General features: G+C 70.7%; 21 protein-coding genes. 10 read left to right on the plus strand and 11 right to left on the minus strand.

Annotation, left to right across the window (positions count from 1 at the left end; all coding sequences use genetic code 11):
- Position 1 precedes the first annotated feature (1 nt).
- From LG334_RS04220 to LG334_RS04250, 7 genes are all read right to left on the minus strand, one after another.
- Positions 2-988, minus strand: coding sequence for a hypothetical protein (locus tag LG334_RS04220; protein ID WP_404383606.1), 987 nt, complete (start codon positions 986-988; stop codon positions 2-4).
- Between the two features lie 80 nt (positions 989-1068).
- On the minus strand, positions 1069-2463 hold the full coding sequence (locus LG334_RS04225) for a glycine cleavage T C-terminal barrel domain-containing protein (protein WP_404383608.1): 1395 nt from the start codon (positions 2461-2463) through the stop codon (positions 1069-1071).
- Between the two features lie 180 nt (positions 2464-2643).
- Positions 2644-5115, minus strand: coding sequence for an FAD-dependent oxidoreductase (locus LG334_RS04230; protein WP_404383610.1), 2472 nt, complete (start codon positions 5113-5115; stop codon positions 2644-2646).
- Between the two features lie 57 nt (positions 5116-5172).
- Positions 5173-5745 carry a sarcosine oxidase subunit gamma gene (locus LG334_RS04235; RefSeq protein ID WP_404383612.1) on the minus strand — a complete coding sequence of 191 codons (573 nt, stop codon included), beginning with the start codon at positions 5743-5745 and terminating at the stop codon, positions 5173-5175.
- Positions 5735-8755, minus strand: coding sequence for a sarcosine oxidase subunit alpha family protein (locus LG334_RS04240; RefSeq protein WP_404383614.1), 3021 nt, complete (start codon positions 8753-8755; stop codon positions 5735-5737). Before LG334_RS04240 ends, LG334_RS04235 begins: the two co-directional genes overlap by 11 nt.
- Positions 8752-9051, minus strand: coding sequence for a sarcosine oxidase subunit delta (locus tag LG334_RS04245; RefSeq protein WP_404383616.1), 300 nt, complete (start codon positions 9049-9051; stop codon positions 8752-8754). Before LG334_RS04245 ends, LG334_RS04240 begins: the two co-directional genes overlap by 4 nt.
- Positions 9052-9068: 17 nt before the next feature.
- On the minus strand, positions 9069-10319 hold the full coding sequence (locus LG334_RS04250) for a sarcosine oxidase subunit beta family protein (RefSeq protein WP_404383618.1): 1251 nt from the start codon (positions 10317-10319) through the stop codon (positions 9069-9071).
- Positions 10320-10524: 205 nt separating this feature from the next.
- Here LG334_RS04250 and LG334_RS04255 point away from each other — a divergent pair, with 205 nt between their 5' ends.
- From LG334_RS04255 to LG334_RS04275, 5 genes are all read left to right on the plus strand, one after another.
- Entirely contained in the window at positions 10525-11556 is a 1032-nt protein-coding gene (locus tag LG334_RS04255) for a GlxA family transcriptional regulator (RefSeq protein ID WP_404383620.1), read from the plus strand.
- 27 nt (positions 11557-11583) lie between these two features.
- Complete coding sequence (locus tag LG334_RS04260) at positions 11584-12564, plus strand: GlxA family transcriptional regulator (protein ID WP_404383622.1); 981 nt, start codon at positions 11584-11586, stop codon at positions 12562-12564.
- A gap of 279 nt (positions 12565-12843) precedes the next feature.
- Positions 12844-13470, plus strand: coding sequence for an SCP2 sterol-binding domain-containing protein (locus tag LG334_RS04265; RefSeq protein ID WP_404383624.1), 627 nt, complete (start codon positions 12844-12846; stop codon positions 13468-13470).
- 26 nt (positions 13471-13496) lie between these two features.
- Positions 13497-14474 carry a peptidase U32 family protein gene (locus LG334_RS04270; RefSeq protein WP_404383626.1) on the plus strand — a complete coding sequence of 326 codons (978 nt, stop codon included), beginning with the start codon at positions 13497-13499 and terminating at the stop codon, positions 14472-14474.
- A 25-nt stretch (positions 14475-14499) separates the two neighbouring features.
- Positions 14500-15411, plus strand: coding sequence for a U32 family peptidase (locus tag LG334_RS04275; RefSeq protein WP_404383628.1), 912 nt, complete (start codon positions 14500-14502; stop codon positions 15409-15411).
- A gap of 34 nt (positions 15412-15445) precedes the next feature.
- On the opposite strand, the gene LG334_RS04280 is transcribed toward LG334_RS04275, so the two are convergent.
- Complete coding sequence (locus LG334_RS04280; protein ID WP_404383630.1) at positions 15446-15883, minus strand: response regulator; 438 nt, start codon at positions 15881-15883, stop codon at positions 15446-15448.
- Positions 15884-16057: 174 nt separating this feature from the next.
- Between LG334_RS04280 and LG334_RS04285 the strand changes: the two genes are divergently transcribed.
- Positions 16058-16729: a Crp/Fnr family transcriptional regulator gene (locus LG334_RS04285; RefSeq protein WP_404383632.1), complete on the plus strand. Its 672-nt coding sequence runs from the start codon at positions 16058-16060 to the stop codon at positions 16727-16729.
- A complete protein-coding gene (locus LG334_RS04290; protein ID WP_404383634.1) occupies positions 16726-17442 on the plus strand; it encodes a Crp/Fnr family transcriptional regulator in 717 nt (238 codons plus the stop codon). The genes LG334_RS04285 and LG334_RS04290 overlap by 4 nt, the downstream gene beginning before the upstream one ends.
- On the opposite strand, the gene LG334_RS04295 is transcribed toward LG334_RS04290, so the two are convergent.
- Positions 17429-19711: a CDC48 family AAA ATPase gene (locus LG334_RS04295; RefSeq protein ID WP_404383636.1), complete on the minus strand. Its 2283-nt coding sequence runs from the start codon at positions 19709-19711 to the stop codon at positions 17429-17431. The genes LG334_RS04290 and LG334_RS04295 overlap by 14 nt on opposite strands.
- A gap of 133 nt (positions 19712-19844) precedes the next feature.
- On the opposite strand from LG334_RS04295, the gene LG334_RS04300 reads away from it, so the two are divergent.
- The gene (locus LG334_RS04300; protein ID WP_404383639.1) at positions 19845-20504 is read left to right on the plus strand and encodes a protein-L-isoaspartate(D-aspartate) O-methyltransferase; all 660 of its coding nucleotides are present in this window, start codon (positions 19845-19847) and stop codon (positions 20502-20504) included.
- 216 nt (positions 20505-20720) lie between these two features.
- Here LG334_RS04300 and LG334_RS04305 read toward each other — a convergent pair whose 3' ends face one another.
- Both LG334_RS04305 and LG334_RS04310 read right to left on the minus strand, forming a co-directional pair.
- On the minus strand, positions 20721-21665 hold the full coding sequence (locus LG334_RS04305; protein WP_404383641.1) for a LysR family transcriptional regulator: 945 nt from the start codon (positions 21663-21665) through the stop codon (positions 20721-20723).
- A 75-nt stretch (positions 21666-21740) separates the two neighbouring features.
- Positions 21741-21890 carry a hypothetical protein gene (locus LG334_RS04310; protein WP_404383643.1) on the minus strand — a complete coding sequence of 50 codons (150 nt, stop codon included), beginning with the start codon at positions 21888-21890 and terminating at the stop codon, positions 21741-21743.
- Between LG334_RS04310 and LG334_RS04315 the strand changes: the two genes are divergently transcribed.
- Positions 21889-23001 (plus strand): class 1 fructose-bisphosphatase, encoded by a 1113-nt coding sequence (locus tag LG334_RS04315; protein WP_404383645.1) that lies wholly within the window; start codon positions 21889-21891, stop codon positions 22999-23001. The genes LG334_RS04310 and LG334_RS04315 overlap by 2 nt on opposite strands.
- Positions 23002-23167: 166 nt before the next feature.
- Positions 23168-24115: a phosphoribulokinase gene (locus LG334_RS04320; protein ID WP_404383647.1), complete on the plus strand. Its 948-nt coding sequence runs from the start codon at positions 23168-23170 to the stop codon at positions 24113-24115.
- Positions 24116-24261: the final 146 nt, after the last annotated feature.

The raw sequence follows: 24261 nt of genomic DNA on the forward strand, positions 1-24261 counted from the left end.
GTCACGACCCTGTTCGCGTTTCGCGCCCGCGGCGCGCGCGCGAAACGCTCTGTGCTTCCTCTTCGGCGGGCGTGCCGGCCAGCGTGCGGAACCAGTGGGCGGTGGTTTCCACCCCGCCGAAGGGGAAGGCATGCAGCCCCTCCGGCGCGCTTTCCGGTTCGGCCACAGCGGCGGCGGCGATGTCGCGGATCATGGTTTCGGGCGTCCAGGTGCCCAGCAGGCCGGCGGCGGCGCCGGGACGGCGGCGCAGGACGGTGAGGGAGGCGCCGATCCCGCAACTGAGCGCATAGCGCAGCAGGGTGCGGGGGCTGGCCGGACCGGGCAGGCCGACCCGCACCGGCAGGGTGATCCCGGCGGCCCGGATCGCCCGCAGCCAGCCGACGACGGGCGTGGCGGAGAAGGTGAATTGCGTCGTGATCCAGAGGGTCGAGCCGGTTTCGGCGGCGTAGTCCTGCTTGGCCTTCAGCGCCCGCGCCAGGTCCTCGGCCGGCGCCTGGGGGTGGCCCTCCGGATGGCCGGCGACGCCCAGGGTGGTCAGGCCGTGGCGCAGCAGGATGCCCTCGTCGAGCACCGGCAGGGTGGAGGCGAAGGGACCGGCCGGGCGCTCCGCCGCGCCGGCGAGAAGCAACAGCCGGTCCACGCCGCCCCGGTCGACCAGGGCGGCAAGCCAACGGTCGAGCGCCGCGCGGCTCGGCACGGCGCGGACCGCCACATGGGGAACGGGCACCATGCCCTCGGCCTTCAGGCGGGCGCAGAGCGGCGGCACGACGGCCTCGTAATCCAGGCCGGGCAGATGCGGCACGTACACCGCCGTGCCGTGCGGCAGAAGGGTGTCGAAGCGGGGAAGCGCGCGCGCCGCCCGGGGCGTGACCTCTGTGGAAAAGCTCCGGGACAGCGCGCGCACCGCCGCGGCCTCCGCCAGGCCGGGCTCGGGGTCCTCCTCGCCGGAAGACGCAGGGGAAGGGGAAGGCGAAGGCGATGGCGACATGACGCACCTCTCCTGTCGGCGGCCCCGCGGCGTTCGCCTCGGGGCCGCCGTTTCAGTGGCTCACGGGATCGCGAGCGGTCTCAGTCCGCGTAATCGCGGCCCTGCAGGCGGGCCCGTTCACGCGCGCTGGGGTTGGCGGAGGCGCGGAAGGGCATCTGCACCACCTTCGCCTCCACCGGCTGGCCGGGAATTTCTGCGTACTGCTCGGGCAGCCAGACCCTCAGCGGAGTGTCCAGGGCCGACATCTCCAGCGGGACGTAGGCCATGGCGATGTTGGCGCCCAGTTCCGGCGAATACCACGGGCTGGTCACGTAGCCCACGGGATCACCGCCGTCCGCGCCCGAGATCAGCCAGAAGTCGGGCGCGTAGTCGGTGATCGGGCGCCCGCCCATGACCATGCCGACAAGCTGCTGGCGATACGGCCGCCCGCCGGCTTCCAGTTCGGCGCGCACCTTTTCCAGCGCCGCCTTGCCGATGTAGTCGGCGGTCTTCTTGCGCGGCACCTGGTAGCCCAGGTTGCACTGGAAGGGCAGGGTCTCGTGGTCCAAGTCCTGGCCCCACGACAGGATGCCGGCGGCGATGCGGCGGTGGTGGGCCGGCGCGATGACCATCAGCCCGTGCTTCTCGCCGGCCTCCAGCACGGCGTTCCACATGTCTTCCGCATACAGGGTCGCGTCGCGGAGATAGATTTCATAGCCCTTTTCGCCGGAGAACCCGGTCTGGGACACGACGACGGACCGGCCGCCGACGGTGGCTTCCATCAGGCCGTAATAGGGCATGGCGCGAACGGCCTCGCCCACCAGGTCGGCCATGAGGTCCTCGGACTTGGGGCCCTGGATCTGGACGGGGGAGACGTCGATTTCGGCGATGTCGACGTCCATCTTCAGGCCGGTGTTGACGCCGCGCAGCCACATCTCGATGTCGCTGTCGGACAGGGAGAACCAGAACTCGTCCTCGGCGATGCGCAGCAGGACGGGATCGTTGAGGATCCCGCCGCGCTCGTTGCACAGGATGACGTATTTGCCGTGCATGGGCGCGACACGGGTGACGTCGCGGGTGATGACGTAATTGACGAAGGCTTCGGCGTCGGGGCCCTTCACGCAGATCTGGCGTTCGACCGCGACGTTCCACATGGTCACGCGGTTGACCAGGGCGTCGTATTCCACCATGGCGCCGCCGTCTTCCGGCCGGACGTAGCCGCGCGGGTGGTACATGCGGTTGTAGACGGTGGCGCGCCAGCAGCCGGCCTTGTGGCTGAGGTGCCAGTAGGGCGACTTGCGCACGCGGGTGGAAATCAGAAGCTCGGTCGGGGTCGGGCCGCTCTGGCGCAGGTTGATGGGCACCCGGCGGTCGGACTGGTCGACGCTCGACGCTTGCGTTTCCATAAGGTCGAGCCGGCGGGTCGGCGCATCGGCCGGCGTCGCGGTGGCGGTGTCGAGGGCTTCGGCGGCGGAGGCGGAGTTCGGCGGGGTCATCGGGGGCAACCTCCCTATGGGTCCGTTTCACCCCCTTACCATGCCCTGCTTGCGACACCTCCGCCGTCACGGATGCGACATGGAACAACCATTCTGCGCCATCGGGTTTGATGTCCTTCGTCGCAAAAGATACGGCCGGCGCAAAGGCGCCGGCCGTTGGGATAAGCACGAGTCTTTTTGTCAGGCATGGGCGGGCGTCGCCAGCGTGTCGGACTTGTCGCGCAGGCGCAGGTTTTCCGGGTCGTAGGGACTTTCGGGAATGACCTCCACCCGGTGCGGCGTGCCCAGGATGTCCATGACCAGCTCCGTCCCCGGCCCGGCCACCTCGGGCCGCAGCATGGCGAGCGCCAGCGAAGCGCCGACGCGCCAGCCGTAGTTGCCCGCGGTTGCCCGGCCCACCAGCGTGCCGTCCGTATCGTGGATGGGGTTGTTGCCCACCGCGTCGGCGTCGGTGACGTCGTGCACCTTCAGCGTCGCGAAGCGCCAGCGCAAGCCCTCCTCGCGCCGCTTCAGAAGGGCATCGCGGCCGATGAAGTCGCCCTTCTCGGGCCGCACGAACCGGTCGAGGCCGGATTCCTCGGCGCCGTACTCGATGGAGAGTTCGGCGCCCACCATGCGGTAGGACTTCTCCACCCGCAGGCTGTCCATGGCGCGGATGCCGAACGGCTTGAGGCCCAGGTCCTGGCCGGCGGCCATGAGGGTGTCGAACAGGTGGTTCTGCATCTCCAGCGGATGGTGCAACTCCCACCCCAGTTCGCCGACGAAGTTGACGCGCAGCGCCTTCACCGGCGCCATGCCGATGACGACGTCCTTGCCCGACAGCCAGGGGAAGGCGGCGTTGGACCAGTCGTCGTCGCTGACCCGCTCCAGCACGGTCCGTGCCTTGGGACCGGCGAGCACCAGCACGCCCATCTGCGTCGTCAGGTCGGTCATGCGCACGGAACCGTCCGTCGGCATGTGCTTGCGCAGCCAGTCGTGGTCGATGCGCTGAAGCGCCCCGGCCGACACCAGATAGAATCGGTCCACCGCCTCGCGCTGGATGGTAAACTCGCTCATCACCCCGCCCGAGGGTGCGAGCGCATGGCACAGGCCGACGCGGCCGATCTTCTGCGGCAGCTTGTTGGCGACCAGGTGGTCGAGGAAGGCCTCCGCCCCCGGTCCCTCGATCCGGCATTTTGCGAAGGCCGTCATGTCCAGGAGGCCGACGTTCTCCGCCACGTTGCGGCATTCGGCGCCGACATGCCCGAACCACTTGGAGCGGCGGAAGGACCAGTGGTCTTCCTGCGGCACGCCGGGCGGAGCGAACCAGTTGGGGCGTTCCCACCCGAACTTCTGGCCGAAGACCGCACCCAGGTCCTTCATGCGCTCGTAGCAGGGCGCGGTGCGGAGCGGCCGGCCGGCGGGGCGTTCCTCGTCGGGGTAATGAATGGTGTAGACGTTGGCGTAGGCTTCCTCGTTCTTGCGCTTGAGGTAGCCGCGCGTGGCGTAGGGGCCGAAGCGGCGCGGGTCGACGCCCATCATGTCGATGGACGGCTCGCCCTCGACGATCCATTCCGCCAACTGCCAGCCGGCGCCGCCGGCCGCCGTGATGCCGAAGCTGTGGCCCTCGTTCAGCCAGAAATTCTTCAGGTCCCAGGCCGGGCCGACGATGGGGCTGCCGTCGGGCGTGTAGGCGATGGCGCCGTTGTAGACCGTCTTCAGCCCCGCCTCGCCGAAGACGGGCACCCGGTTGATGGCGTCCTCGATGTGCGGTTCCAGGCGCTCCACGTCTTCCGGGAACAGCTCGTACTCGCTGTCGGGGCGCGGCCCGTCGACGTAGCAGCACGGCGCGCCGACCTCGTAGGGACCGAGGATCAGGCCGCCGCGCTCCTCGCGCATGTACCAGCTTCCCTCCGCCCCGCGCAGCACGCCCATTTCCGGCAGTCCCTGGGCCTGACGCTCCTGGACGGCGGGGTGGGTGTCGGTGACGATGTACTGGTGTTCGACCGGGATCACCGGCACGTCCAGCCCCACCATGGCGCCGGTCTGGCGCGCGAAGTTGCCGGTGGCGGAAACGACGTGCTCGCAGGTGATGTCGCCCTTGTCGGTCTTCACCAGCCATTCGCCGCTTGCCGTGCGCTCGATGCCGAGCACGGTGGTGTGGCGGTGGATCTTCGCCCCGCGCATCCGCGCACCCTTGGCCAGCGCCTGGGTCAGGTCGGCGGGCTGGATGTAGCCGTCGTCGGGATGGCGGATGGCGCCGATCAGGCCATCGGTCTCGCACAGGGGCCAGTGTTCCTTGACCTGCTCGGGTGTCAGGAACTCCACGTTGACGCCGATGGTCTCGGCGACGCCGGCGTACTGGCGGTATTCGTCCATGCGGTCGGGCGTGGTTGCGAGGCGGATGTTGCCCACCTTGCGGAAGCCCACGTCCTGACCCGTTTCCTCCTGAAGCTCTTGATAGAAGCGGACCGAGTACTTGTGGATCTGCCCCACCGAATAGCTCATGTTGAACAGCGGCAACAGGCCGGCGGCGTGCCATGTCGACCCGCTCGTCAACTCGCGCCGCTCTATGAGCATCACGTCGGACCAGCCTTTCCGGGCGAGGTGGTAGAGGGTCGAGACCCCGACCACGCCGCCCCCGATCACCACCGCGCGTGCATGCGTCTCCATGGCTGTCCTCCCGTGCTGTCTGGTCTGGGCCGGGGCCTTGTTATGTTGGCGGCCCCGTTATGGGGGCGACTGGTATTCGAGCATGGCGTCTTCAAGCCAGTCGGCCGTGTACCGGGCGAAGGAATTGCGCACCCAGACCTCGAACTCCGGCGCGTCGGGCGCGGCCAGCAGGATCAGGGCGCGGGTGCGGGCCAGCACCGTCTGGGCGCAGGCGTTCGCGGCGAAGGCGCGCGGGTGCAGGTCGATGGGCGCGGCCTTCGCCAGCACCATGCGCGCGGCCGGGCCGGCGACCCGGAAGACGGTGGCGTTGTGGGAGACGTCCGTCACCGAGAGCCACGGATCGTCGCCGCGCGCGGTGCGAATGGCCTGCTCCAGCGCCTCCGCCGCGTCGCCGGGTGCAACCACCAGCCATTCGTCGGGGCCGAGCCAGACGGCACGGCGGCCGCCGGCCTCGGTCCAGGTGTTGGCGTCAGTCGGCAGCGTCAGGCCGGTCGCCTGCTTGACGGCGTCCAGGAACGCCGCGTCGGCGGGATCGCCGCGCAGGTTGAGCGTGGTGCGCAGCGGCAGCCGCTCCAGGGTCACGGCGGCGGCAGAGGCCTGCGGGCGCGAGGGAAGGGTATCAACCGTCACGGCGGGCTCCTTCGGCATCAACGAACACAGGGTCATGCAGGCGGACCTTCACCGGTCCGCCCGGCAGGGCGGCCTCCACGGTCTCGCCCAGGCGGTCGCGGCCGCCGGCGATGAGCGCGAGCGCAAACCCGCTGTCCAGCGCCGGGCTGTGGTAGCTCGAGGTCACGAAGCCGAGCATGGGCACCGGCGGCGGGCGGTTGAGCGCGCCCGGCTCGACGATCTGCGTGCCCTCGGGCAGGACCACGCGCGGGTCCTCGGGCAGCAGGCCGACCAGCTGCTTGCGGTCGGGCCGCTGCATGTCGGAGCGGAACAGCGACCGCCGGCCGATGAAGTCCGGCTTCTTCTTCGACACGATCCAGTCCATGCCCAGGTCGAAGGGTGTCTGGGTGCCGTCGGTCTCCTGGCCCGTGATGATGAACCCCTTCTCGGCGCGCAGCACGTGCATGGTTTCCGTGCCGTAGGGGGTGATGTCGAAGTCCTTGCCGGCCTCCATCACCGCATCCCACAGGTCCGCGCCGTGGTGCCAGGGGACGTTGATCTCGTACTGAAGCTCGCCGGTGAAGCTGATGCGGAAAACGCGCGCCGGGATGCCGGCGGCGGTGGCGGGCTTCCACGACAGGAAGGGGAAGTCAGCCGGCGCCATGGCATCGTCGGGACACACGCGCTTGACCACCTCCAGCGCCTTGGGGCCGGCGATGGCGACGGTGGCCCACTGCTCGGTGACGGATGTCAGCCGCACGCGCAGGTCCGGCCACTCGGTCTGGAGGTATTCCTCCAGATGATCCAGCACATGGGCCGCGCCGCCGGTGGTGGTGGTCATCAGGTAGCGGTTTTCGTCGATGCGGGCGGTGGTGCCGTCGTCGAACACCATGCCGTCCTCGCCGCACATGATGCCGTAGCGCACCCGGCCGACGGCCAGCTTCGACCAGGCGTTGGTGTAGACGCGGTTGAGGAACTCCGCTGCGTCCGGCCCCTGGATGTCGATCTTGCCCAGCGTGGAGGCATCCAGCACGCCCACGCTTTCACGGACCGCCCGGCATTCGCGCGCGACGGCGGCGTGCATGTCTTCGCCGGCCTTGGGGTAGTACCAGGGGCGCTTCCACTGGCCGACGTCCTCGAACTCCGCCCCCAGCGCGATGTGGCGGTCGTGTATGTCGGTCAGGCGCTGCGGCTCCAGCCGGTCGCCCAGGTTGCGTCCCGCCATGGCGCCGAAGGTGACCGGCGTGTAGGGCGCGCGGAAGGTGGTGGTGCCGACTTCGGGGATGGGCCGGCCGAGCGTGCCCGCCAGGATCGCCAGCGCATTGATGTTGGCCGTCTTGCCCTGGTCGGTGCCGAAGCCCGCCAGCGTGTAGCGCTTGACGTGCTCCACGCTCTCGAAGCCCTCGCGCACGGCCAGCAGGATGTCGGCGGCGGTGGTGTCGTTCTGAAGATCGACGAACCATTTGCCGCCGCGCCCCGGCGCGGTGTCGGCGGGAACCAGCCACAGCGGCACCGGCGGCGTTGCCTTGGGGGCCTCCACGGCAGGAGCAGGCGCGGGAGCGGATGCCTCGAACCCGGCGGCGCGGGCGGCCTGGACGCCGGCCTCGGCGGATTCCGCCAGCGTCTCGGCCAGCCCGAAGGTGCCGTTGCAGGCACCGACGCTGGCCTGGGGCTGGACGGCGACGCCGGGGCGGAAGCAGGCCCAGGTGTCGTCGTAGGTCAGCGTGCCGCGCGACTGGCTGAACAGGTGGACCACCGGCGACCACCCGCCGGACGTGGCGATCAGGTCGCAGGCGATGCGCTGGGCCGGCCCAGTCGTCCGCGTGCCGTCGGCGTTCACCGGCTGGACCAGGGCGGCGCTGACGCGCTTTCCCCCGCGCGTGCCGGTAACGGCGTGGCCGGTCATCACCGTGATGCCGGCCTGTCCGGCGGCGTTCTTGAAGGCTTCGGGGACGGTGGCGCGGCTGTCCACGACGGTCACGGCCTCGGCGCCCGCTTTCTTCAGCAGGTGCGCGGTTTCCCAGGCGCCGTCGTTGTTGGTGAAGACGACGGCCCTGCGGCCGGGCAGCACGGCCCAGCGATGCACATAGGCCGCCACGGCGCCCGCCAGCATGATGCCGGGCCGGTCGTTGTCGGCGAACACCAGCGGGCGTTCATGCGCGCCCGTCGCCAGCACCACGCGGCGCGCCCGGATGTGCCACAGGCGCTGTCGGGTGACGTGCGCCGGCGCCTCGGCCAGATGGTCGGTGCGGCGTTCCACGGCGCAGAGCAGGTTGTGGTCGTAGTAGCCGAAGACCGTGGTGCGCGGCAGCAGCGTCACCTCCGCCGCCTCGGCCAGCGCCGCCGCCTCGCGGTCGGCCCAGGCATGGCCGGGCAGGCCGTCGATGGTGCGCGGGAGGTCGAGCAGGCTGCCGCCGAAGCGCTCCTGCTCGTCGGCCAGGACCACGCGGGCGCCGGTTTTCGCCGCCTGCCGAGCCGCGGCGATGCCCGCCGGACCGCCGCCGACCACCAGCACGTCGCAGTGCAGGTTCATGTGGTCGTAGGTGTCGGGATCGGGCTCGGTCGGGCAGGTGCCCCAGCCGGCGGCCTGGCGGATGATGGGCTCCCACACCCGCTGCCACATCTTCTGCGAGCCATGGAACATCTTGTAGTAGAAGCCCGCCGGCATGAAGCGCGAGAACAGCCCCATGCCCGCGCGCGGATCGCTTTCCGGCCCGCCCCTGGCGGTGTTGACGCTGGTCGCGCTCAGGCCCTCCACCAGCGGCACGACGGTGGCCTTGGGGTTGGGCTCGGTGCGGTCGCCGGTGCCGATCTGCACCATGGCGTTGGGCTCTTCCGTCCCGTGGCCGAGGATGCCGCGCGGCCGGCGATACTTGAAGCTGCGCGCCACCAGATGCACGCCGTTCGCCAGCAGGGCCGAGGCCAGCGTGTCGCCCTCATAGCCGCCGAGGACGCGGCCGTTCCAGGTGAAGGTGACGGGCTTCGAGCGGTCGATCAGCCCGCCGTCGCGCAGGCGGTCGGGGCCGGTCATCGCGGGGCCTCCTCAAGCGTTTCCAGGACGGGCGGCGCCTCGCCCATGCGGTAGGTCGCCAGGATCTTGTGGCTGACGGTGTGGCGCAGGGCGTTGAACCAGCGGCGGCAGCCGGCGGCGTGCATCCAGCGCTCGGCGAAAACGCCCTTGGGGTTGTCGCGCATGAACAGGATGTCGGCCCATTGCGCGTCGTCCAGCGCCTCGGGATTTTCCGGCCGGGTGATGTGGGCCTGGCCGCCGTACTTGAACTCCACTTCCTCGCGCGGGCCGCAGTAGGGGCAATGGATGATGTGCATGGTCTGTCGCCTCCCCCTCAGTGCGCCACGCCGGCGGCGCCGTGCTCGTCCACCAGCGCGCCGGTGGTGAAGCGGTCCAGCGCAAACGGCGCGGCGACGGGGTGCGGCTCGTCGTTGGCCACCGTCGCGGCGAAGACGTAGCCGGAGCCCGGCGTCGCCTTGAACCCGCCGGTGCCCCAGCCGCAGTTGAAGTACAAGCCCTTGACCGGCGTGCGTCCGATGATGGGCGAGGCATCGGGGCAGGTATCCACGATGCCGCCCCACGAGCGCATCATCTTCAGCCGCGAGAACATGGGGAACAGCTCCACCAGGGCGGCGGTCTGTCCCTCGATCACATGGAAGCTGCCGCGCTGGGCGTAGGAATTGTAGCTGTCGATGCCCGCGCCGATCACCAACTCGCCCTTGTCGGACTGGCTGACGTAGACGTGGATGGCGCCCGACATGACCACGCAGTCCAGCACTGGCTTGATGGGCTCGGACACCAGCGCCTGGAGGGGGTGGGAGGATATGGGCATGCGGAAGCCCGCCATCTCGGCCAGCACAGAGGAATGACCGGCGGTGACGACGGCGACCTTCTTCGCCCGGATGGTGCCGCGCGTGGTCTCCACACCCGTCACGCGGTCGCCGTCGCGGTTGATGCCGGTGACCTCGCAGTTCTGGATGATGTCCACCCCGCGCGCATCGGCGGCGCGGGCAAAGCCCCAGGCCACCGCGTCGTGGCGGGCGACCCCGCCGCGCGGCTGCCAGGTCGACCCCATGACCGGATAGCGCAGTTTCCGGGACATGTTGAGGATGGGGCACACCTTCGCCACCTCGTCGGGCTCCAGCCAATGGCTGTCGATGCCGTTCAGGCGGTTGGCCTCGGCCCGGCGGCGGCCGGCGCGCACGTCGCCCAGCGTATGCGCCAGGTTCAGCACGCCCCGCTGGCTGAGCATGACGTTGAGGTTGAGGTCCTGGCTCAGGCCCTCCCACAGCTTCAGCGACAGTTCGTACAGCGCGGCGCTTTCGTCGAACAGATAGTTGGAGCGCACGATGGTCGTGTTGCGCGCCGTATTGCCGCCGCCAAGCCAGCCCTTCTCAACCACCGCGACATTGGTGATGCCGTGTTCCTTGGCAAGGTAGTAGGCGGTGGCCAGCCCGTGTCCACCACCGCCGACGACGATGACGTCGTACTCCGGCCGGGGGTCGGGGCTGCGCCAGTAGCGTGGCCAGTTTTCGTGCCAGGTCATGGCGTTACGCGCCAGTGACCAGATCGAATAGCGGGTCATGCAAAGCCTCCTGCCGGCCCGTCGCCGTGGGCCGGTTTTCCCGAAACACTGCGCCGAACCCGAGCGGCCGACTAGAACATTCGGGACACCGGGCTGGTAGATTTGCGACATGCCTGCGTCGCGCGGATTGACAGCCGGGCGCGGCTCTCCAACTCTTTATGAAAGACAGAAGAACGGCCGCGACGCAGCGGCCGGCGGAGGCGACATGACGGGACCCGGGGACGCTCTGGACGGCGAAGGCGTGCGCCTGCGCGTCGCCTTCGTGCTGCTGCCCAATTTCACCCTGCTGCCCTTCGCGGGCTTCATGGACGTGCTGCGCCTGGCCGCCGACGAGGGCGACCGCTCGCGCCAGATCGCCTGCCGCTGGGTAGTGACCAGCGTCGACCGGGCGCCGGTGCGGGCCAGCTGCGGCGCCATCGTCCGCGCCGACTGCGGCTTCGTCGATCCGAAATCCGTGGACTACGTTGTGGTCGTGGGCGGCCTGCTCGCCGGGCCGCCGGTGGACGAGCGCGTGCTGGCCTATCTGAAAGAGGCCGCCGCCGCCGGCACGCGGGTGGTCGGCCTGTGCACCGGCGTTTTCGCCATGGCGCGCGCCGGGCTGCTGGAAGGCCGGCAGTGCTGCGTGTCGTGGTATCACTACACCGACCTCGCGGACCGGCACCCGGACGTGATGCCCGTCGCCGACCAGTTGTTCGTGGTCGACGGCCCGCGCATCACCTGCGCCGGCGGCACCGGCGCCATCGACCTGGCGGCCTGGCTTGTGGACCGCCACGTCGGGCCGGCGGCGGCGCAGAAGGCGCTGCACATCATGGTTTCCGACGGCGCCCGCCCGGCCGACGCGCCCCAGCCGCACGAGGCGGGCGCCAGCGCCCGGCCGCGTGATGCGCGCCTGCGCCGGGCGGTGCTGATCCTGGAGCAATCCTTCGCCGACCCGCCGTCGACCGACGTCCTGGCCCGCCGCGTCGGCCTGTCGCGCCGCCAGCTCGAACGCCTGTTCCGGGCGGAGATGGACAGCACGCCCGCCGGCTATTCCCGCATGGTCCGCCTGCGCCACGGCCGGGCGCTGCTCACGCGCACGCAGCTCAGCATGACCGCCATCGCCCACGAATGCGGCTTCGCCGATGCTTCGCACTTCGCCCGCCACCTGAAGGCCGCCTTCGGCCTGTCGCCCCAGGCCGTGCGGGCAGCCGGTGGGGTAGCGGGCGCGGCCGTCGGCGACGTGGCGGCGGCATCCTAGCGCGGCGGCCGGACGGAGGGCGCGGCCATGTTCGGCAAACCGGCCTCCCAGGAGCCCCAGGACCTGTGGTTCTTCCTGGCCCCCAGTTTCTCCATGATGGCCTTCGCCTCGGCGGTGGAGCCTCTGCGGGCGGCCAACCGCATGGCCGGGCGCACGCTCTATACCTGGCGCACCCTGACGGCGAGCGGGGCGCCGGCGGTGGCGAGCAACGGCCTGCACGTCCTGCCCGATGGCAGCCCGCTGACGCCCGCGCCGGTCCCGGCGGCCGTCTTCGTCTGCGCCGGCCTGGGCGTGGAAACCTACCGCGAGCGCTCAGTCTTCGGGTGGCTGCGGCGCATGGCCGGGCAGGGCACGCCCATCGGCGGCCTGTGCACGGGGCCGCTGATCATGGCCCGCGCCGGGCTGCTGGGCGGCTACAGATGCACCCTGCATTGGGAGATGGTGGAGCCCTTCGTCGAGGAGTTTCCCGACCTGGCGGTGACGGCGACGCTGTTCGAGATCGACCGCGACCGTTTCACCTGCTCGGGCGGGACGGCGGCGCTGGACATGATGCTTCACCTGATCGCCCTGGATCACAGCCGCGACCTCGCCATGCAGGCGGCCGAGCAGATGATGCACACGCTGCTGCGCCCCGCCGACGACCCCCAGCGCATGGCGCTGCGCTATCGCACCAATATCCGGGACGCCAAGGTGCTGGCCGCCATCGCCGCCATGGAAGCCCACCTGGAACTGCCGCTGACCACCGAGGCCATCGCCGCCAACGTCAAGCTGTCGCCGCGCCAGCTGGAACGCCTGTTCCAGTCCCACCTGGGCACCACGCCCTCGCGCTATTACCAGGACCTGCGGCTCAAGCGGGCGCGGCAGCTTCTGGGGCAGACGTCCATGTCGGTGACGGAGGTGGCGCACGCCTGCGGCTTCTGTTCGGCTTCGCACTTCGCGCGCAGCTACCGCGCCCGGTTCGGCCGCGCCCCCCGGGCGGAGCGGCCGGATCGGTCGGTGCCGCGCTGAGGCAGGGCGTCCGGACAAAAAAACGGCCCGGACGGGAGAAGAGGGTGTCCGGGCCGCGAGGGGCGCCCCATGGCGGGGCGAAGCGGGAACGTCACCGGCGGAAAATGGCCGTGCTTGGCGCATCCGATGAACAGGCACACCGTAGCGATCCGCCGCGCGGCATGACTTGATGTTGGGTAAATCCGGTGTCCGCACCGCCTTTTGAACCAGCGTCATGGTCGCGGCGCACGCGGCGGTCTACGCAAGGGGCTTGGACCCTTTCGACCACCGGGAGAAGCGATGTCCGCCGCCTCCGTCCGTGCCCTGACGCCCGGCCTTCTTGCCGGGCTGGCCCTGCGCCCGCTGCCGCCGTCGCTGCTGCGCCGCCTGTCGCGCCCGGTTCTCGCCCGTCTGCGCGCCCGTCTCGCGCCCCGCCTCGGCGACCGCCTGGAGGGCTTGAGCGGGCGGGTCGCGGTGGTGCCCGCCGGGCATCCGGTGGCGGTGGTGGCGACCATCGCCGACGGGACGCTTTTTCTCGACGTGGACGACGCCGACGCCCCGGCGGACGCCGTCGTGCGGGCACCGCTGGAGGTCCTGGCGGCGCTGACCGACACCGCCGGACTGGACGGCGACGCCACCTTCTTTTCCCGCGCCCTTACGATCGAGGGCGACACCGGCCTCGTCATGGCGCTCCGCTATGCGCTGGAGGATGCCGACGCCGGCCCCGCCGACCTGATGGCCGCGCTGCCGGCGCCGGCGCGGCCCATGCTCGCGCGCGGCACCGGGCTGGCGCGGCGCCTGCACGCAGCGGGCAGCCGCGACCTCGCCCTGGTGCAGGATGCCGCGCTGGCGCCCCTGCGCGCCGATCTCGCCCGGCAGGAGGCGCGGCTGGCGCGGGTCGAGGCCGCCGCCAAGCGCCGCCGCTGATGGCTCGACAGACCCAAGGAGCTTGCATGGAACTCGTCTGCCCCGCCGGCACCCCCGCCGCCCTGTCCGCCGCCGTTGAGGCCGGCGCCGACGCCGTCTACTTCGGCTTCCGCGACCGCACCAACGCGCGCAACTTCCCGGGCCTGAACTTCAGCCCGAAAGAGGCCGGCGATGCCGTCGCGCTGTGCCGGGCCAGGGGCGTGCGGCCCATGATCGCCATCAACACCTATGCCGACGCCGGCGACGACCGGATCTGGCGGCGGGCGGTGGACATCGCGGCGGAGGCGGGCGTGCATGCCGTCATCCTGTGTGACATGGGCGTGGCGGCCTATGCCGCGGAGCGGCATCCCGGCCTGCGGCTGCACCTGTCCGTCCAGGCCTCGGCGTCCAATCCGGCGGCGGTGCGCTTCTACCGTGATGCCTTCGGGGTCCGGCGCGTTGTGCTGCCGCGCGTGCTGACGGTGCCGCAGATCGCGGCGCTGACCGAGGCCGTACCCGACGTGGAGACGGAGGTTTTCGTCTTCGGCGGCCTGTGCGTCATGGCGGAAGGCCGCTGCGCGCTGTCCTCCTACGCCACCGGCCTGTCGCCCAACAAGGACGGGGTGTGCTCGCCGGCCAGCCATGTCCGCTATGAGCAGGAGGGCGAGGTCATGGTCTCGCGCCTGGGAGAGTGGACCATCAACCGCTTCGGCCCCGGCGAGCAGGCCGGCTACCCGACGCTCTGCAAGGGGCGCTTCCGGGCGCGCGGGCGCGAGGGGCACCTGTTCGAGGACCCGGTCAGCCTGGATGCCTCCGCCCTGTTGCCCGATTTCGCGGCGGCGGGCGTGACGGCGCTGAAGATCGAGGGGCGCCAGCGCGGCAAGGCCTATGTCGCCCAGGTGGTGCGCGGGCTGAAGGCCGCCATGGCGGGCATGACCTCGGCCGGCGGCCGGGCCACCGATCCCAAGGCCTTTCTGGAAGGCGGCCAGGCGACAACCGGCGCCTACGCGCGCGGCTGGCAATGACATCGAGAGGGAGGAACACCGCGCCATGACCAAGACCGCGACGCTCAGCCTGGGGCCGCTGCTCTACAACTGGCCGGCAGAGCGCCGCCGCGCCTTCTATGCCGGCCTTGCCGCCGACGGGCCGTTCCAGACCGTGGTGCTGGGGGAGACCGTGTGCTCCAAGCGCGAGCCGCTGGTGGCCGACGCCATGGCGGATGCGGCCCAGGCGCTGGAAGCGGCCGGGCGGACGGTGGTCCTTGCGACCCTGGCCCTGGCGGTGACGCCCGGCGAGACGGCGGCGCTGGAGGGCGTGGCGGCGGCCGCCGCCGACGGTGCGCTGGTGGAGGCCAATGATGCCGGCGCGCTCGGCCTGCTGGCGGACCGGCCGCACCACATCGGCCCCATGGTGAACGTCTACAACGAGGGCACCCTGCGGGTTCTGGCGGCGCGCGGGGCGACCTGCGTCACCCTGCCGTGGGAACTGCCGCGCGAGTCGGTCTACGCTCTGGCGACGGAGGCGCGGCGGCTGGGCATGGACTGCGCCGTGACGGTCTTCGGCCGGGCCCCTCTCGCCATCTCGGCGCGCTGCTATCATGCCCGCGCCCACGGACTGTCCAAGGACGGCTGCCGCTACGTCTGCGGCGAGGACCCGGAGGGCATGGCGGTGGAAACCCTGGACGGCGCCGACTTCCTGACCGTCAACGGCACGCAGACCCAGGCGCACGCCGTTACGGTGCTCGCGCGCGAGGTGCCGGACCTGATGGCTGCGGGGGTGAGCGTCCTGCGCATCTCGCCGCTGGACATGGACATGGCCGCCGTCGGCCACGTCTATGCCGAGCTTGCGGCCGGGCGCCTGTCGGGCACGGCGGCCGAGGATCGCCTTCTGGACATGCTGGACGGCCGCCCCGCCGCCAACGGGTTCCTCAACGGCGGCGACGGAGCGGCCTGGGTGGCTTGACCGAAAAAAAAGGTGGGGCGGGCGCGGCCGGGGTCTAAGCCGTCCCCGCCCCCGAGTGAACGACGGCCGTGCGCTCTGCGGTGTCGCGCAGGGACACGGCGAACTTGCGCAGCGACAGGGGCTTGTCCAGCACCGCGTCGGCTCCGGCGGCCCTCCATATGTGCGACGGCGTCGGGTCGCGGACCGGGTCGCGCAGCAGGATGACCGGCACGCGCGCCAGCCGGGCCTCGCGGCGCATGGCCGTCAGCAGCGCCAGGCCGTCCATCTGGTCCATGCAGGCATCGGCGATGACCAGGCCCGCCGGCGTCTCGACCAGGGTGTCGAGCGCGCAGGTGCCGCAGCAGGCCTCGTCGATACCCGCCGGCATGGCAAGGGTGCCCACCAGCGTGTTCAGCAGGCGCCGCAGCCCCGGGCTGCCGTTGGCGATCAGGACGCGGTGATCGGTCAGATGGGGGGTAATCCTCGTGGGCATGGTGTGGCCTCCCGGTGTTTTATGGTTATACCCTTCGATCAGACGGCATCCGGGGCAAACCCGCCTTGACGATTGCGAAAAACCTGACTTCCTTGATCGGGATCAAGCGCCTTGGCGGCAGCTTCTGGAACCATGGGCGGCAGTTCCGACCGTCATGGAGGGCCGCGCCGCGCCATGCCCATCGACATCGCCTGCCTGTCCGACGCCGCCGTCGCCGCTGCCGCCCAGCGCCGGCTGGAGCCGTTGGGGCGCGTGCGACCGGTGGCCCGCGACGCCGTGCTGTGCCGGGCGGGCGATCCGGTGGACACGCTGTTCATGGTGCGCAGCGGCCGCTACATCGGGCTGCTGCCGCTGGCCGGAGCCGACGGCCCTGTGCCGGTGGAGGAAGCGACCGCCGGCGCGGTGGTCGGCCTGGGCGACTGGCTGGCCGGCGCGCCCCACGCGGCGACGGTGATCGCGGTGGCGGCCGGCGAGGTGCTGGAGGTGCCGGCGGCGGTCCTGCGGGCGCGGGCGGCGGCGGAGCCGGACATGGCGCTGCTGCTGGTCGGGCTTCTGTCCAACGCCCTGCGCCGCTGCATCGCCGCCACCGACGCGCTGCGCCGGGGCGGCGTGCGGGAGCGCACGGTGGCCTATCTTCTGTCCCTGCCCGTGCAGCGCGCGCCCGACGGCGGCGGCGACTCGGTGCGCCTGCCCATGAGCAAGAAGCTGGTGGCGGCGCACCTGGGCATGACGCAGCAAAGCTTTTCCCGTGTGCTCAAGCGCCTGCGCGACGACGGCGTGGTGATCCAGGGCCGCCGCGTGACCATCGCCGACCGCGCCCGGCTGGCCGGGAGCGCCCTGCCATGACGCCGCCGCTGCCCCTGACCGGTCCCGACACATCGGCTGTGGACGACCTTGTCGCCCGCCTGATGGCCGACGCGCCGGACATGTGCGTGCCGGCGGGCACGCTGTTGTTCGGCCAGGGAGACGAGGCCGACCGCGTTTTCCTGCTGCGCGAGGGCCGGGTGCGGCTGTTCGTCGGCGACGACGCCGGCGGGGCGGAGACGGTGCTGCACGTCTTCAAGACCGGCGACCTGTTCGGCCTGCCGGCGGTGGTGGGGCTGCAACGCTATCCCGTGAACGCCGAGGCCCTGACGCCCTGCCGGCTGGCCGTCGCCCACCGCGGCGCGCTGCTGGCGCGGCTGGCGGCGCGGCCCGAGGAGGTGACGGACCTGCTGGCGGCGCTGGGCCGGCGCTGGCGCGACATGACCGTGCGCCTGGCCGAGCAGAAGGCCTTGCAGCCGCCGCGGCGGGTGAAGGTCTTCCTGTGGCGCCAAGCCCTGGCGGCGGGCTACGCCCCCGGAACGGCGGGGCCGGTGGCCTTCCGCCTGCCAATGTCGCATGTGGTGGCGGCTGGAATGCTGGGGCTGGCGCCGGAAACCCTGTCGCGCATCTTCACCCGGCTGGTGGCCGACGGCATCCGCGTCCGCCGCCGCCGGGTGGAGATCGACGATCTGGCCGGCCTGCGCGCCGAGGTGGAGGGCGAGGCGGAGGGCGCATCGCCGCCTACTGCTGGGTGATGCCGAAGCCGATGGGCTGGCGGGTCGGCCCCTCCTGCTTCAGCGTGGCGCGCAGCTGTTCGTATTCCCGCTGCATTTCCGGCGTGACGGACGCCCGGGTCTCCTTCAGCGCCTGCTCGAAGTGCTCGGCGGCGACCTGGCTGGCATCCAGGCTGGTGCGCAGGGCCAGCAGGCCGGCGCGGCGCGTCAGGTCCGCCAGGTCCGCGCCGGTAAAGCCGTCGGTGCGTTCGGCCAGGGTGTCCAGCGAGACGTCGCCGGCCAGCGGCATGTCCTTGGTGTGGATGCCCAGGATGTGCCGGCGGCCCTCCCGGTCGGGGACGGTGACGTAGATCAGCTCGTCGAAGCGGCCGGGACGCAGCAGCGCCGGGTCCAGCAGGTTGGGGCGGTTGGTGGCGCCCATGACGACCACGCCCTGCAACGCCTCCAGCCCGTCCATCTCCGACAGGATGGTGTTGACCACGCGCTCGGTCACCGCCGGCTCGCCCAGGCCGCCGCCGCGGGCCGGGGCCAGGCTGTCGATCTCGTCGATGAAGATGACCGTCGGCGCCACCAGCCGGGCGCGCTGGAACAGGCGGCTGACCTGCTGCTCGCTCTCGCCGTACCACTTGGACAGGAGGTCCGAGGACTTGGTGGCGATGAAGTTGGCGTTCGCCTCGCGCGCCACCGCCTTGGCCAGCAGGGTCTTGCCGGTGCCCGGCGGGCCGTAGAGCAGGAACCCCTTGGCCGGGCGGATGCCCATGCGGGCGAAGGCCTCGGGCGTCTTGAGCGGCAGTTCCACGCCCTCGCGCAGCTGGGTGCGGGCCTCGCCCAGGCCGCCGATATCCTCCCACCGCACGTCGGGGACCTGGATCATGATCTCGCGCAGGGCGCTGGGCTGCAGGCGCTTCATGGCGTTGATGAAGTCGCGGTCCTCGACGATCAGCTTGTCCAGGGCTTCGGGCTTGATGCCGTCCTGCAGGTTCATTTCCGGCAGCAGGCGGCGCAGCGTTTCCATGGCGGCCTCGCGGCACAGCGCGGCCAGGTCGGCGCCCACGTAGCCGTAGGTGTGGCGCGCCAGTTCGTCCAGGTTCACGTCTCCCGCCAGCGGCATGCCGCGGCTGTGGATGGCCAGCACCTCGCGCCGGCCGGCCTGGTCGGGCACGCCGACCACCACCTCGCGGTCGAAGCGGCCGGGGCGGCGCAGCGCCTCGTCGATGGCCTCGACCCGGTTGGTGGCGCCGATCACCACCACGTTCTGGCGCGGCTCCAGACCGTCCATGAGGGTGAGAAGCTGGGCGACGACGCGGCGTTCGGCCTCGTTGCTGACCGACGAGCGCTTGGGCGCGATGGAGTCCAGTTCGTCGATGAAGACGATGGCCGGCGCCTCGCTCTGCGCCTGCTGGAAGACGTCGCGCAGGCGCTGTTCGCTCTCGCCCTGGAACTTGCCCATGATCTCGGGACCGTTGATGAGGAAGAATTGCGCCTCCGCCTCGGCCGCCACGGCGCGGGCGATGAGCGTCTTACCCGTGCCCGGCGGCCCGTGCATGATGACGCCCTTGGGCGGCTGGATGCCCAGGCGCTGGAACAGCTCCGGGTGCTTGAGCGGCAGTTCCACCATCTCGCGCACCTGATCGAGCACCGGACCGATGCCGCCCACGTCCTCGTAGGTGACTTCCGCCGGCCGGGCCTCCTTGGGCTCCACATATTGGGGCAGAAGCTCCACCTCGGTGTCGCTGGTGATCTCCACGATGCCCTTGGGCTGGGTGGAGACGACGCTGAGGCGGATTTCCGCGAGCCCGTAGGCCTGGGCCTCGAACAGGCGTCGGAACGGATCTTCCGGAAAGCCGCCGTCGCGCTCCATGTCGGGCGTGCGGTGGTAGACGGAGGTGGACACCACGTCGCCCGCCACCAGCGGCCGCCGGTTGAAGGTGCGCGCCAGCGCATCGCCCGAACCCTGGAGCCGCAGGTTCTTCTGCGCCGGCGCCAGCACGACCCGGCGGGCCGGCTTGGGCTCGGCGCGGCGCAACTCCACCGTATCGCCGCTGCCGACGCCGGCGTTGGCCCGCTGCAACCCGTCCAGGCGGACGATGGGGATGCCTTCGTCGTCGGGGTAGGGCGGCACGGCGATGGCGGCGGTGGCGCGCTCGCCGGTGATCTCGATGGGATCGCCATGGCGGGCGCCGATTGCCTCCAGGATCTTGTGCGGCACGCGCGCGACGCCCTTGCCCACGTCGTCGGGGCGGGCGCGGGCGACCTGGACCGAGATGTCTCCGGGCTGCGTGGCGGCCATGTGTGCTCTCCCTGCGAATGATCGGCTGAAATCTGCCGTAACAACGGGAGGGAGGGGCCGGCGTTCACGCTTCAACGGGGGCTTCGCCACGAGCGTTCTATTCCACGGACGTTTCAAAAACGGAGGGATCAGCATGGATGACGCCGCCACCAAGCGCCGGGCAATGGTGGAAAGGCAGATCGCCGCCCGCGGGGTCGCCGACCGGGCGGTGCTGGACGCCATGGAGGCCGTCCCGCGCGAGGCTTTCGTGCCCGACCACCTTCAGGAACTGGCTTACGACGACACGCCCCTGCCTATCGGCCAGGGCCAGACCATCAGCCAGCCCTACATCGTCGCCCGCATGGCCGAGGCCCTGGACCTGGGCGACCATGCCGAGCGGGTGCTGGAGGTGGGCGCGGGGTGCGGCTACGCCGCCGCCGTCCTGTCGCGCATCGCCCGGGAGGTGGTGACCATCGAACGGGTCGAACGCCTGGCCGACCTGGCGCGGGAAAACCTGAAGCGGGCCGGCATCACCAACGTCACGGTCATCTGCGGCGACGGCACGCGGGGCTGTCCCGACCACGCGCCGTTTGACGGCATCACCGTCGCCGCCGGCGGCCCGGCGGTGCCGAAATCGCTGCGGGAGCAGTTGAAGGTGGGCGGCCGGCTGGTGATCCCCGTCGGCTCGGCGCGGCGGCTCCAGACGCTCAAGCGCATCACCCGCACCCCCGATGACGACTTCGTGGAGGAAAACCTGGGCGGTGTCCAGTTCGTGCCCCTGCTGGGCGAGGAAGGGTGGGCGGACGAGGACTGACGCATCCTTCCGGCCACAAAAAAGGGCGCGGCTTCCCCGGAAACCGCGCCCTGAGTTTCGGCTGCCTTTGGCGGGCGCTCCCGCCGGTGTCCGCGCCGCCCGAGGACAGGGTGGTTCAGCGGCGCGAGATGGAGGAAAGCGCGAACAGGAACACTCTACGGACCGGCCCCGCATAAGCGGAAATCGGAAACGCTGCGGCCTGGAATAAGCTTCAGCTTATGCCTTGGCTGTCCGCCGGCCCGTCGGCGCCGGATGCACGGCGTCATCGATCAGGCGCTCGCCGTTGTCCTTCATGAAGCCGACGAAGGCATCCGCGATGGGCAGCAGGCGCTTGCCCTCGCGCCAGACCACATGCCATTGCCGCTCCACCGGCGTGTCCTCCATGTCCAGCACCACCAGCCGGCCGACGGAAACCTCCAGGCCGATGGTGTGAACCGACAGAAAGCTGACCCCCATGCCCGCCATGACGGCCTGCTTGATGGTCTCGTTCGACGCCATCTCGATCAGCCGGCCGGGTGTGACGCCATGCTCGGCCAGCAGGCGCTCCATCAGCGCGCGGGTGCCTGACCCCTGCTCGCGGACCAGCAGCGTCTCGCCGTCCAGCGCCGACAGCCTCGCGCGCTTGCGGGCGAGCGGGTGCGTGGGTGCGGCGATGACGGCGTGGGGGTGGGCCGCGAACACCACGTCGTTGACCGTCATGTCCGTCGGCGGCCGCCCCATGAGCGCCAGGTCGACCCGGTTTTCCGCCAGGTCGGCCAGGATCTGGCGGCGGTTGGCGACCTGAAGGCTGACATCCACCCCCGGATAGCCCGCCGTGAAGGCCGACAGCAGCGACGGCGCGAAGTATTTCGCCGTCGACACGACGCCGATGCGGAACCCTCCCGCCCGCTGCCCGCGCATGGCGGCCATGGCCTCTTCGGCGTCCGCCACCGCGCCCAGGATGGCGCGGGCGTGGTCCAGCAGGGTCGTGCCGGCGTCGGTCAGGTAGAGCACGCGGCCCACCTGCTCGAACAGCGGCAGGCCCGCGAGACCCTCCAACTGCTTGACCTGCATGGAGACGGCGGGCTGCGTCAGGTGCAGCTCCCGCGCCGCCTTGGAGAAGCTCAGGTGCCGCGCGACGGCGTCGAACACCTGCATCTGGCGCAGCGTGGCGTGGCGCATGGGCGGGTCCTCCGGATGCCTCGGGCATAAGTTATCATATATACCAGGGGCGAGAAGTTCCGATTTCACCTTATTTCAGCATCCCGTCATGCTGCCTTCCTGAGACGTGCCCAGCCAACGAGGCGCGTCCGCTTCCACACCGATGGCGATGTCCTGGCGCGTCTGGCGCATGGCGTCGTCCCCGCCGACGCCGCCTGACAGCGGCCAGGGAAGGGAACACACCATGATCCGCACCGACCAGACCACCCTCGCGCAGTACCTGATCGAGACCTGCCGCGACCCCGACCATCACGCCGACGAGACGCTGATGACCCTGCTCATCGACGTGGCGCGGGCCTGCAAGGCCATTTCCAAGGGGGTGGCCATGGGGGCGCTCGGGGGTGCGCACGGCAAGGCCGACACCATGAACGTGCAGGGCGAGGACCAGGCGAAGCTCGACATCCTGACCGACGAGGTCTTCCGCAAGCGCACCGAGTTCAACGGCTGCGTCCGCGCCGTGGCGTCGGAGGAACTGGAGGACCTCTGTCCGGTGCCCGAGGGCTACCCGCGCGGGCCGTACCTGCTGGTCTACGACCCGCTGGACGGCAGCTCCAACATCGACATCAACGTCTCCGTCGGCAGCATCTTTTCGGTGCTGAAGGCGCCCGGCCCCGCCGACAAGCCGGTGGAGGAAGCGGATTTTCTCCAGCCGGGCACGGACCAGGTGGCGGCGGGGTATGCCATCTACGGCCCCTCGACCATGCTGGTGCTGACGCTGGGGAAGGGCGTGGTCGGCTTCACGCTCGACCCCATGATGGGCGACTTCGTGCTGACCCACCCGGAGATGCGGGTGGCGCGCAGCACGTCGGAATTCGCCATCAACGCATCCAACGGCCGCTACTGGGAAGACCCGGTGAAGGCCTATGTGGAGGAACTGATCCGGGGTGCGAGCGGCCCGCGCGGGCGCGACTTCAACATGCGGTGGATCGCCAGCATGGTCGCCGACATGCACCGCATCCTCATGCGCGGCGGCATCTACCTCTATCCCTTCGACACCAAGGTGCCCGGCCGGGCGGGGCGGCTGCGGCTGCTGTACGAGGCCAACCCCTGCGCCATGCTCATGGAGCAGGCGGGCGGCGCGTGCTCCACCGGGCGGGAGCGGATGCTGACCGTCCAGCCGACGGAACTCCACCAGCGCATCCCGCTGATCTTCGGCTGCGCGGAGGAAGTGGCGCACGTGGAGGCCCTGCACGCGGCGCACGCTGAGGCCGGCGCCGGCCAGATGTTCGAGACGCCGCTGTTCAACAGCCGCTCTTTGTTCCGCGACATCCCCGCCGCGCCCGCTGGGCGCGTCTGATGCGCGACGACGATTGGCATCGTCACTGCTGCGTTCAATCGGCACGCAGCCTCACGCGCCATTGGGCGCGGCGGCCGGTCGGCCTTGCCGGGCGACAACTTCTTCGTTGTCGGCGTCGCCCGGAGGGAGTCTGGCTCCAACGACAAGACACAAGGGAAACGTCCCCATGAGCGAACGCCATCCCATCATCGCCATCACCGGGTCCTCGGGCGCCGGCACGACATCGGTGACCCACACGTTCCAGCAGATTTTCCGGCGCGAGGGCGTCGGCGCCGCCATCGTCGAGGGCGACAGCTTTCACGCCTACGACCGCGCCGGCATGAAGGCCGAGATGAAAAAGCGGCTGGAAAGCGGCGACACCACCTTCAGCCACTTCGGGCCGGAGGCCAACCTGTTCGGAGACCTGGAGGCGCTGTTCCGCGACTACGCCGTCACGGGCACGGGCAAGCGCCGCAAGTACCTGCACGACCGCGAGGAAGCCGAGCCCTACGGCCAGGAGCCCGGCACCTTCACCCCGTGGGAGGACCTGCCGCCGTCGGACATGCTGTACTACGAGGGCCTGCACGGCGCGGCGAAGTCCGACGCGCACGACATCAGCCGCTATCCGGACCTGCTGGTCGGCGTGGTGCCGGTCATCAACCTGGAATGGATCCAGAAGGTCCACCGCGACAAGAACATGCGCGGCTATTCGACCGAGGCGGTGACCGACACCATCCTGCGGCGCATGGACGATTACGTCCGCTACATCTGCCCGCAGTTCACCCGCACCCATGTGAACTTCCAGCGGGTGCCCATGGTGGACACCTCCAACCCCTTCATCGCGCGGCATATTCCGTCGGCGGATGAAAGCATGGTGGTGATCCGCTTCGCCAACCCCAAGGGGATCGACTTCCCCTACCTTCTGAACATGCTGCACGACAGTTTCATGTCGCGCCCCAACACCATCGTGGTGCCCGGCGGCAAGATGGAGTTGGCGATGCAGCTGATCTTCACCCCCTTCATCTGGCGGCTGATGGAGCGCCGGCGGCAGATGCTGTGCCGCGCCGCGCCGCCCGAGGCGGTGAAAGCGCGGGCCGAACCCGCCGCCGCGCCCGACCCGGCGCCCGCCTCCTAGAAACCGGTCGGTGGTTTCGCAGAGCGGGGTGCGGCCACGCCCGTGGACGCAACTCGCGAATAGGGTCGCGGAGCCGAAGGCGTGTGCGGAGCACACAGTGCGACCCCGCGCCGGTCAGGCGCGTGAGGCTGCGTGCCGCCTGAACG

Source organism: Caenispirillum salinarum (assembly GCF_044803115.1).
Classification (GTDB): Bacteria; Pseudomonadota; Alphaproteobacteria; order Rhodospirillales; family Rhodospirillaceae; genus Caenispirillum; species Caenispirillum salinarum_A.

What these genes read in the sequence shown, in the direction of transcription:
- LG334_RS04220 (WP_404383606.1), bottom strand. Translation starts at nt 988, where the DNA reads ATGTCGCCATCGCCTTCGCCTTCCCCTTCCCCTGCGTCTTCCGGCGAG.
- LG334_RS04225 (WP_404383608.1), bottom strand. Translation starts at nt 2,463, where the DNA reads ATGACCCCGCCGAACTCCGCCTCCGCCGCCGAAGCCCTCGACACCGCC.
- LG334_RS04230 (WP_404383610.1), bottom strand. Translation starts at nt 5,115, where the DNA reads ATGGAGACGCATGCACGCGCGGTGGTGATCGGGGGCGGCGTGGTCGGG.
- LG334_RS04240 (WP_404383614.1), bottom strand. Translation starts at nt 8,755, where the DNA reads ATGACCGGCCCCGACCGCCTGCGCGACGGCGGGCTGATCGACCGCTCG.
- LG334_RS04245 (WP_404383616.1), bottom strand. Translation starts at nt 9,051, where the DNA reads ATGCACATCATCCATTGCCCCTACTGCGGCCCGCGCGAGGAAGTGGAG.
- LG334_RS04250 (WP_404383618.1), bottom strand. Translation starts at nt 10,319, where the DNA reads ATGACCCGCTATTCGATCTGGTCACTGGCGCGTAACGCCATGACCTGG.
- LG334_RS04255 (WP_404383620.1), top strand. Translation starts at nt 10,525, where the DNA reads ATGACGGGACCCGGGGACGCTCTGGACGGCGAAGGCGTGCGCCTGCGC.
- LG334_RS04260 (WP_404383622.1), top strand. Translation starts at nt 11,584, where the DNA reads ATGTTCGGCAAACCGGCCTCCCAGGAGCCCCAGGACCTGTGGTTCTTC.
- LG334_RS04265 (WP_404383624.1), top strand. Translation starts at nt 12,844, where the DNA reads ATGTCCGCCGCCTCCGTCCGTGCCCTGACGCCCGGCCTTCTTGCCGGG.
- LG334_RS04270 (WP_404383626.1), top strand. Translation starts at nt 13,497, where the DNA reads ATGGAACTCGTCTGCCCCGCCGGCACCCCCGCCGCCCTGTCCGCCGCC.
- LG334_RS04275 (WP_404383628.1), top strand. Translation starts at nt 14,500, where the DNA reads ATGACCAAGACCGCGACGCTCAGCCTGGGGCCGCTGCTCTACAACTGG.
- LG334_RS04280 (WP_404383630.1), bottom strand. Translation starts at nt 15,883, where the DNA reads ATGCCCACGAGGATTACCCCCCATCTGACCGATCACCGCGTCCTGATC.
- LG334_RS04285 (WP_404383632.1), top strand. Translation starts at nt 16,058, where the DNA reads ATGCCCATCGACATCGCCTGCCTGTCCGACGCCGCCGTCGCCGCTGCC.
- LG334_RS04290 (WP_404383634.1), top strand. Translation starts at nt 16,726, where the DNA reads ATGACGCCGCCGCTGCCCCTGACCGGTCCCGACACATCGGCTGTGGAC.
- LG334_RS04295 (WP_404383636.1), bottom strand. Translation starts at nt 19,711, where the DNA reads ATGGCCGCCACGCAGCCCGGAGACATCTCGGTCCAGGTCGCCCGCGCC.
- LG334_RS04300 (WP_404383639.1), top strand. Translation starts at nt 19,845, where the DNA reads ATGGATGACGCCGCCACCAAGCGCCGGGCAATGGTGGAAAGGCAGATC.
- LG334_RS04305 (WP_404383641.1), bottom strand. Translation starts at nt 21,665, where the DNA reads ATGCGCCACGCCACGCTGCGCCAGATGCAGGTGTTCGACGCCGTCGCG.
- LG334_RS04315 (WP_404383645.1), top strand. Translation starts at nt 21,889, where the DNA reads ATGATCCGCACCGACCAGACCACCCTCGCGCAGTACCTGATCGAGACC.
- LG334_RS04310 (WP_404383643.1), bottom strand. Translation starts at nt 21,890, where the DNA reads ATGGTGTGTTCCCTTCCCTGGCCGCTGTCAGGCGGCGTCGGCGGGGAC.
- LG334_RS04320 (WP_404383647.1), top strand. Translation starts at nt 23,168, where the DNA reads ATGAGCGAACGCCATCCCATCATCGCCATCACCGGGTCCTCGGGCGCC.